The following is a 9,114-nucleotide window of genomic DNA, read 5'->3' as shown; positions in this document are numbered from 1 at the left end:
TAGCGCCCTCGGCAGGAATCGAACCCACATCTTAAGAACCGGAATCTCACGTGCTATCCGTTGCACCACGAGGGCATTGTGTAATATGCATTTGCGTTACAAATATAGATTATATGCGATTTTTTCAAACTTTGCAAGGAATCTTTTGTTTAAAAAACGGAAGAGCGGGAATGATGGAAACGGAGATATGTTAGAAGGAAGATGTCGAATAATAATCCTGATTTGTGGAAGTGTATTGTTTGACCTTTATTGACCAACAGTGTATCATGAAATTACATACACCAATGGAAAATATGAGGTATTTGTATGTTAACCTTACTTAATTAAAGGAGGAATAATGAGATGAACTTAATCCCTACAGTTATTGAACAAACAAACCGTGGAGAGCGCGCTTACGATATTTACTCCCGTCTTTTAAAAGATCGTATTATCATGCTTGGCAGTGCGATCGATGATAATGTTGCCAATTCGATTGTAGCACAATTATTATTCTTAGAAGCTGAAAACCCTGAGAAAGATATCACTCTATACATTAACAGCCCAGGCGGAAGCATTACTGCTGGTATGGCGATCTATGATACAATGCAGTACATTAAGCCAAATGTATCAACAATTTGTACAGGTATGGCGGCTTCAATGGGTGCATTCCTGCTTGCAGCTGGTGAAAAAGGGAAGCGTTTCGTTCTTCCTAACAGTGAAGTCATGATTCACCAACCACTAGGCGGAGCTCAAGGGCAAGCAACTGAAATTGAAATTGCAGCTAAACGAATTCTTTTCCTTCGTGATAAGCTGAATAAAATTTTAGCAGAACGTACAGGTCAGCCACTTGAAGTCATCGCTAAAGATACGGATCGCGATAATTTTATGACTGCCGAAAAAGCATTAGAATACGGATTAGTAGATAAAATTATTACACGCAATCCTGCTGAGGATAAAAAAGAAAAGTAAGTTACAAAACACATGAGATTTCCCGAGCGAACTCTCATGTGTTTTTTTCTTTTATTTAGCAGATTTTTTCTTTTATCATGTATTTTAGCTCGGGATCGATTTTATCAAGCATTTTACATCGTTTATCGAGCATTCCCTAGGTTTTATCGAGTATTTCCCGGAATTTATCTAGTAACTTTTTTACTTTATCAAGTATTTTGCTTAGTACCAACAGAAAAAGCCTGGAAGTAGAATCCAGGCTCTTACTAATTTCTATTAATTTTCTTTCTGAATATACTTAGACAGCTCTTTAAGTGCTTCTTCTTCATCCTTGCCATCTACAATTAATGTAATGAATGATCCAGAGCTAACAGCAAGGCTCATTAAACCCATGATGCTCTTGGCATTTACCTTTTTCCCATCCTTTTCTAGAAAGACATCCGATGAAAATCGGTTTGCTTCCTGCACGAAAAGTGCGGCAGGCCGTGCCTGCAATCCTGTTTTTAATTTTACTTCAACCTGTTTTTCCAACATTTCTTCCTTTCCTCCCATATAGAATCATTTTTAGAGTGATTCCCCTGCTCGCAGTTTTTCAGCAATTTCATCTATTTTTCTTAAACGATGATTAATACCTGATTTACTTATATTTCCTCCAGAAACCATTTCACCTAGCTCTTTTAAAGTAACATCCTGATAGGCTACTCGGAGCTCCGCAATTTCTCTTAGTTTATCTGGCAAAATATGAAGGCCGACGGTTTCATCAATAAATCGTATATTATCGACTTGGCGTATGGCGGCACCAATGGTTTTATTTAAGTTCGCTGTTTCACAATTGACAAGTCGGTTCACTGAATTTCTCATATCACGGACAATCCGTATATCTTCAAATCGAAGCAGTGCATTATGAGCCCCAATGACACTCAAAAACTCAGTAATTTTTTCAGCTTCCTTTAAGTATGTGATGAAGCCCTTTTTCCGCTCAAGCGTTTTACTATTTAAATTAAATGTATTCATCAATTCACATAAAGAGTCGTTATGCTCCTTATAAAGTGAAAAAATTTCTAAATGATATGATGAAGTTTCTGGGTTGTTAACAGATCCCCCAGCGAGAAAGGCACCACGAAGATAAGAGCGCTTACAACATTTCTTTTTAATCAATGATTCTGAAATATTGTGTGTAAAAACAAAGCCCTCGCTTATTATTTTTAAGTCATCCAAAATTTCACTGGCCTTCTCTGATAGGCGTACAATATAGACATTGTTCTTTTTCAGCCTCATTTTCTTTCGAACGAGAAGCTCTACTTGTACATGATAATTCTTTTTGATTAGGATATAAATTCTTCTTGCAATCGCTGCATTTTCAGTTTGAATATCTACGATTAATTTTCTGTTAGAAAAAGAAAGCGAGCCATTCATCCGGATAAGCGCTGATAATTCCGCTTTTCCACAGCAATCCTTTGCCTCCAGATTCGTTAATTCCTTTTTCGTTTCCGAAGCGAAAGACATATTCTCACCACCCTTGAGACGAAGAACACCAGGCTCCGCTTATTAATTATTTCTTTTCTTCATTTCATCTATAAGTAATGAATATAACATTTCTGCGACCACTTTTGTATCATGACGTATTACTCCGTCTTTTTCACTTACAATTTCTCCAGGAATTACTTCCATTCCTAACTCCTGAAGGCGCTCTGTATCAAAGATAACAGGCTTTGACATTTCTTCACTATACCGCTCCTGAATGTCATCCGGGATATCCTCACTATTAACAAGGATCGTGTTCATAAAAGCACAGCTCATGTGATCATAAATCGCTTTCACATGGTCGCTTGCTGTATAGTTAAAGGTTTCTCCCGCCTGAGTCATGAGATTGCAAATGTACACCTTTTTCGCTTTTGCTCGGCAAACCTCGTGCCCGAGCTTTGGTACGAGAAGATTAGGCAAAATACTTGTATATAAACTTCCTGGGCCAATGATGATTAAATCGGCCTTTCTTATTGCAGAGATCGTTTCAGGAAGAGGCTTAATATGCTTGGGTGTTAAGAATACTTTTTTAATTTTTTTCCCGGAGTAAGGAATTTTGGATTCTCCAGAAACGACTGTTCCATCTTCCATCTCCGCATGCAGAACAACACTTTGATTAGCAGCTGGCAGGACTTTTCCTCTTACGTTCAGTACTTTACTCATTTCTTGAATGGCATGAACAAAATTTCCCGTAATTGAAGTCATGGCTGCTAGAATTAAATTTCCAAGCGAATGACCTGATAGTTCATTAGACGTCTTAAAACGATGCTGAAACATTTCTTCAATCAGTGGCTCCACATCAGACAGTGCTGCCAAAACATTGCGTATATCACCGGGAGGAGGAATGTGTAAATCATTTCTCAGTCTCCCTGAACTGCCTCCATCATCAGCAACAGTTACGATAGCAGTTATATCAACAGGATACTGCTTCAGGCCCCTTAATAGAACAGGCAACCCTGTACCTCCTCCGATGATGACAATTCTTGGCTGTCTGTTTTTCATTTTTCTTTTTCCCTTCTCCCCACCATATCACGATGTGTAATCCGTGTATGATACTCATTCTTGAAGTATTCCCCGATATATTCTGTCAAAGCTACTGAGCGATGCTGACCGCCCGTACATCCGATGGCAATAACGAGCTGCGCCTTCCCCTCCCTTTTATAATGAGGAAGCATGAAACTAAGGAGCTCAGTTACCTTTTCCAGAAATTTTTGTGTTTCTGACCATTTTAATACATAAGTAGAGACTTCTTCATCTAAACCGGTTTTGGGCCGCATATGATCAATATAGTGAGGGTTTGGAAGAAATCTCACATCAAAAACAAGGTCAGCATCAATTGGTATGCCATGTTTAAAACCAAAGGACATCACGTTAACAGTAAATAGATTCGTCTTATTTACTGAGAATTCCGTAAGTATCTTTTCACGAAGTTCTCTTGGTTTTAATCGTGTTGTATTATAAATGAGCTGTGCTCTGCCTTTTAATTCCTCCAAAAGCTCGCGTTCAAGCTTAATTCCTTCAAGAGGAAGACCAGAAGGTGCGAGAGGGTGAAATCTCCTTGTCTCTTTATACCTTCTAACTAATGTAGAATCATCAGCATCTAGGAAAAGAATTTGCGGTGTGATCCATGAAGTCTCTGAAAGGTCATCTAATGCTTTGAAAAGATGGTCAAAGAATTCACGTCCCCGCAGGTCCATAACTAATGCAACCTTATTCATCTTATTCCCTGACTCTCTCATCAGTTCAAGAAATTTAGGCAAGAGTGTTGGCGGCAGATTATCCACACAGAAAAACCCTAGATCTTCAAAGCTTTGAATGGCAACTGTCTTTCCAGCGCCTGACATTCCCGTAATAATGACCATTTGCGTTTCATTCACTGCGCCTGTGCTCATTTTTGTTTTCCCCCTGTATATCAAATTCACCTAATTTTATCGAACTTACTCAAATTCCTCTTAAAATCTAAAGATTCGCCGGAAGCTTTAACTCGGATCTAATCGATAGCTAAGTAATTCAAAATTTGGTGTATAGGTGAAGGTACCATAAATCATTCCTTTTCCATGAATCATATATTCTAGTATATGATAGTCACCCGCTGCCATAGGAAGGTTCTTAATTTCCTCAAATGGGTGCCACAAAATTTTCCCTTCTTCCGACTCATCTAGGTTCAATCCATCGGCTTCTGTCGCTAAAAAAGTGAACATCATCCACTCAGAAAGAACCTTTTCGCCTTCCTTCATAATAAAAGTAAAGATCCCTTTTATGTTCGGGTTGCGCAGGTAGACTCCGGTTTCCTCTCTAAATTCCCGGATACATGAGTCTCTAACGGATTCTCCTGGCTCCATTTTTCCTCCAGGAGCCACCCACCAGCCTCGACTCGGTTTTTGCAAAAGCAATACTTGATCATCTTTCAACAATACACAGTTAGTGACTCGCTGCAACTTCTTCGCACCTGCCTTCCACCCCGTCTGTTTATTCCCTTTATTATACTATTTTTGTTAAACACCCACAACGAATTGAAGATTCTAACAAATGGATATATAGTTTTACGGTCGAGGTCATTATAATGAAAAAATTCCAATTATCTCTAGACAAAAAAACATTCCCTGAGCATCTCACAGCCAAGTATGTAAATGTCGATCTGTTTCATTTCGCTTCGCTAGTTACTACTTCGTATATAAAGGCTTGCTCAATTAATCATTTGTTTTTCTAGACAAAAAAAAAGCACAGCTTTCACTGCGCTTTACAAAGGATTATATCTTTAAAAGGGGGTCAATTTCTATTAATAGAATAACTGAATATTATTGCACAACTGTTACAGGAAAATTAAAAGAGAGTTACCTTTTTGTAAATATTATTTCCGGTGAGGAAAGATGTCATTTATTCACACAAAAAAGCCGCACAATTGTTATGCGGCTTTTAGCACTTATTGTTTTGCTTTCATGCTTTCTTTTAATTCTTCAATATAATGCTGAGCACTTTGTGCTGCGATGCTTCCATCTCCAGTAGCAGTAACAATTTGGCGAAGCATTTTCTCGCGAATGTCACCAGCAGCAAAGATGCCAGGCACTTTCGTTTCCATTTGCTCATTTGTCTCGATATAGCCATTTTCATTAGTAATGCCAAGGCTTGCAAATGGTTTGGATAACGGAATCATCCCGATGTAAACGAAGACGCCATCTGTTTTGAACTCCCGCTCTTCACCTGTTTCAGTTGAAACAAGCGTTACACTGCCGACCTTACCATCTTTTTCATTGATTTGCTTAACTGTATGATTCCAAATGAAATCAATTTTTTCATTATCAAAAGCGCGCTGCTGCAGAATTGCTTGGGCACGAAGCTCATCGCGGCGGTGTACGATCGTTACTTTTGATGCGAAACGAGTTAAATACACGCCTTCTTCAACTGCTGAGTCTCCACCGCCGATGACAACTAGCTCTTTCTCTTTAAAGAAAGCACCGTCACATACCGCACAATAAGAAACGCCGCGGCCGCCTAGTTCTTTCTCTCCTGGTGCACCAAGTTTTTTATACTCGGCTCCAGTCGTAATGATGACCGCACGAGCTTTATATTGCTTGGATCCGGCTACAACTGTCTTGTACTCTTCTCCGTCAATAATTTCCTTGATATCTCCGTATGCGTATTCCGCACCGAATTTCTTCGCATGCTCAAACATTTTAGTTGATAAGTCAGGTCCCAAAATATGTTCAAAACCTGGATAGTTTTCTACTTCTTCTGTATTAGCCATTTGCCCGCCGGGAATGCCACGCTCGATCATTAAAGTTGATAAATTTGCTCGAGATGTATAAACAGCGGCAGTCATTCCGGCTGGACCAGCACCTGCAATAATGACATCATAAATTTTTTCTTCTGCCATGTTATTTCACTCCTAAGAAAAGGGATCTTTAATCTATTATGACCATCTACTCATATCCTATAAAAATAAGCGTGTTCCGTCCAAATATCTGCTCACCAAAGGAGATTTCTTACCATTTTTACATATTTTTGCAAAGTAGAGAGAGAAACTCCATATTTACCTGCAACCTTCTGCTGAGAAACCTTTTCTTCTCTCATTTTTATCCAGACATATTCAACCGCAGCTGCCCATGCTTTACTATTTTTGACTGTTTGGCTGCCTTTTTCAATTTTAACAAAGACAGCAAACCAGAGTAGGAACAAGCCGGCTTCTACCGTGCCGATCGGATGATAGTTTTGATAAAGAAGAATGGCTGTTTCATGTAAAGCTTGCTCGGCCATTTCTTCTTTTGTCCGTAAAAATGATAAATATTCCCGCTCTAAATGAGAGAACCTTTGATTATGCTTTAATTCTTTTGAGGCTAATATCTTATCCTTTCCAGCTGACATTGCCGTAAGGAATAAAGCAAATAGGCGTTCTTCAATATAATCGCTTTCCAACCTTTTCAGGATGGACGATTGATGATTCTCGAAGCCATCAAGGACAGATTTATCGTCATTCCATGGCTCGTGACCTTCTTTTTCGGGATTTAATTCAATTGCTTTTTTCCATGCAGATTGAGCAATCGCTTCCCTGCCTGTGTAATGTGCAGCATAGGAGAGCCAATAATAAAAGGTACCGTCTCCTTCAAATCCTTTTTTCTGAAGGCTGCGCAGCAATGAAAAAGCCTCATCATACTCCCCTGTTAAGGCGAATGTGGCTCCAAGCTTAAATTGATGTTCAATTGAAATCGGCTTGATCTTTTTCAACATGTTCTTCAATGCTTTTACTTCAGGCAAATCATGCTGGTAAAACGCAAATACGAGTTTATTGCATAAAGCATGCAGGTTTCCTGGATTTTCCTGAAATACCTTTTCTAAAATATCTGCAGCCTTTTGGTTATCACCAAGATAAAAATAGGCAAGAGCAAGGTTGTTATAGGCAGACCAATATTCAGGATACTCATCGATCACTGAATTGAGCAGTTCCACTGCCTTTGGAAAATGCCCGGATTCAAGCAATTCCCGCGCATGCTCCTGCTTCGTAATCAGATCGTCCTGATCATACAGTTCCTCATCCAGCTCTTCCGCTTCCATCGTCAGCAATTCAAGTAAATCCATCGTGTGATCGACAAATTCTCCATCCTCATCCAGATCCAAATATAAATTGGCATGGTGATACGCATCCTTGAAGAATCCTAAATACGCATAATTGTTTGCAAGAAAATAGTGGCATTCCACCATGTCTGAATCAAGTTCCTCCAGAATTGTGTGAAGGAGCGTGTTCGCCTCCTGATAATCACCTAATTCCGAGCAAATAATCGCTAATTGGCACATTATCATCGGTTCTTCAGGCTCTAGCTGCATCGCTCGCTGTATATATTTTTTTGCTTTATATAGATCCCTTTTATGGTAAGCCTTTAGTCCTTTTGCAAAATAATACTCACCGGTCGGGTTAAATGTTAGTAATTTTCCTTTTGGTTGTCTTGCTTTAGAGTCTTTGCTCATGAAATCCTCCATCTTTCTTAATCAACTCAAGTAGTATATCACATGTGCAACCTTATCGAGAAGGGATTGGAAGATATTTAACACTTACCTGATCCTTGACGGATGATAAAGCCTGTCTTTTCTTAAACCGGTAAAAGGTAAATTCATGGATAATAGCAGTCGATTAGCAATATAAGGAGAGGATAAATGAAGGAAGTCACGGAATTTCCGATTGCATAAGGGGGTATCATTGAAAAGGAGGAAGTAATCATCAACTGTACGAACGTGTGCATGCGGGTCTTTCTGCTTGCATTTCGGGCAAATCCAATTTCCGTAACATCTTCTCATTTGGATTGACGAGCAATTGCTGCAGAGGACACCTGTTCGTATCTCTTTTGAATGAATTTTATAAGATGATAGAATGTCAAATGTTTCTGGCCTGTGCTCCTTTAACATGAGGCGGGATAATTTTTTTAATTCTTTATGGTTTAAAATCGTTTCCTTGTATTTTATTTTTTGGATTTTATCAAGCAAGAATTGGACATGTAAAACCTTCTGAAGGATAGGCGTGTTCCCATTTGTAGTTTTAAGGATGGTTGAGGGCTTGCTTATAATTACGAGGAAATCGATAGGAATATTGATATTGCGAGCTTCGAGCCACTTTTTCAGTTCTTGTTTTTGCTGGTTTGCCTGTTCAACTGGGCATGGATACCCTTTTTCACCTGCTTGTGTCGTTTGGATCCATTGATTAAATGTGGGGTCAAAATACAAAGTGCCTGAAAAGTTCTTTATTTCTAAGATTAATGCAAATGCTTGCGTGAGGATTAATGTATCTATCTGAAAATAGTATGTCCCATTAGAAAGCCGCATGCCATGGAAGATCAAATAGTCTTTTTCCGGCAATTTTCCTAAATGATAATCAACGGATTGCTCTCCTCGATAACCTGCCCAACGCTTCCGTAAATCCTCTTCAATTTCTTGTCTTTTTATATGGACTTTTGAAAGCCTTCTTAATAAGGCTTCATTCTTTTGTATTCTAATCGGTATGGTTCGCTCTTTTACAATCAATTTGCTCACTCCTTTTTTATGATTGGGAGCATATTTCTTTTTTTGTCGGGAGAAATCCTGCATATAAATGGGTTTGTTTCCTTAATTTTGTTACATTTTGGTGAATTTTTATAATGAATGCTCTTCTTGAGATTTTTATCTACGATTTACTGTGTA

The 9,114-nt window shown here is 38.8% G+C and carries 9 protein-coding genes and 1 tRNA gene; 1 reads left to right on the top strand and 9 read right to left on the bottom strand.

Going from position 1 to position 9,114, the window contains the following annotated elements:
* Nucleotides 1-3: 3 nt before the first annotated feature.
* Nucleotides 4-75 (bottom strand) — tRNA-Arg (locus RUH74_RS23755).
* A 267-nt stretch (nucleotides 76-342) separates the two neighbouring features.
* On the opposite strand from RUH74_RS23755, the gene clpP reads away from it, so the two are divergent.
* Nucleotides 343-948, top strand: coding sequence for an ATP-dependent Clp endopeptidase proteolytic subunit ClpP (gene clpP / locus RUH74_RS23750; protein WP_313805252.1), 606 nt, complete (start codon nucleotides 343-345; stop codon nucleotides 946-948).
* A gap of 255 nt (nucleotides 949-1,203) precedes the next feature.
* Here clpP and RUH74_RS23745 read toward each other — a convergent pair whose 3' ends face one another.
* The 8 genes from RUH74_RS23745 to RUH74_RS23710 all read right to left on the bottom strand — a co-directional run bounded on the left by RUH74_RS23745 (nucleotide 1,204) and on the right by RUH74_RS23710 (nucleotide 8,958).
* A complete protein-coding gene (locus RUH74_RS23745) occupies nucleotides 1,204-1,461 on the bottom strand; it encodes an HPr family phosphocarrier protein (RefSeq protein ID WP_313805250.1) in 258 nt (85 codons plus the stop codon).
* Between the two features lie 30 nt (nucleotides 1,462-1,491).
* Nucleotides 1,492-2,433 (bottom strand): DNA-binding protein WhiA, encoded by a 942-nt coding sequence (gene whiA, locus RUH74_RS23740; protein ID WP_313805247.1) that lies wholly within the window; start codon nucleotides 2,431-2,433, stop codon nucleotides 1,492-1,494.
* Nucleotides 2,434-2,475: 42 nt separating this feature from the next.
* Nucleotides 2,476-3,453 (bottom strand): gluconeogenesis factor YvcK family protein, encoded by a 978-nt coding sequence (locus RUH74_RS23735; RefSeq protein WP_313805244.1) that lies wholly within the window; start codon nucleotides 3,451-3,453, stop codon nucleotides 2,476-2,478.
* Nucleotides 3,450-4,343 (bottom strand): RNase adapter RapZ, encoded by an 894-nt coding sequence (rapZ, locus tag RUH74_RS23730; protein WP_313805241.1) that lies wholly within the window; start codon nucleotides 4,341-4,343, stop codon nucleotides 3,450-3,452. The genes RUH74_RS23735 and rapZ overlap by 4 nt, the downstream gene beginning before the upstream one ends.
* 87 nt (nucleotides 4,344-4,430) lie before the next feature.
* A complete protein-coding gene (locus RUH74_RS23725; RefSeq protein WP_053478810.1) occupies nucleotides 4,431-4,889 on the bottom strand; it encodes an 8-oxo-dGTP diphosphatase in 459 nt (152 codons plus the stop codon).
* Nucleotides 4,890-5,374: 485 nt separating this feature from the next.
* A complete protein-coding gene (gene trxB / locus RUH74_RS23720) occupies nucleotides 5,375-6,325 on the bottom strand; it encodes a thioredoxin-disulfide reductase (RefSeq protein ID WP_313805231.1) in 951 nt (316 codons plus the stop codon).
* Nucleotides 6,326-6,417: 92 nt separating this feature from the next.
* Nucleotides 6,418-7,911, bottom strand: coding sequence for a tetratricopeptide repeat protein (locus tag RUH74_RS23715; protein ID WP_313805228.1), 1,494 nt, complete (start codon nucleotides 7,909-7,911; stop codon nucleotides 6,418-6,420).
* A gap of 84 nt (nucleotides 7,912-7,995) precedes the next feature.
* A complete protein-coding gene (locus RUH74_RS23710) occupies nucleotides 7,996-8,958 on the bottom strand; it encodes a nuclease-related domain-containing protein (RefSeq protein ID WP_313805225.1) in 963 nt (320 codons plus the stop codon).
* Nucleotides 8,959-9,114: the final 156 nt, after the last annotated feature.

Source organism: Cytobacillus sp. (assembly GCF_032154635.1).
In the GTDB taxonomy this organism is placed as follows: Bacteria; Bacillota; Bacilli; order Bacillales; family Cytobacillaceae; genus Cytobacillus.
This window is presented reverse-complemented; position numbering and strand designations above follow the sequence as displayed.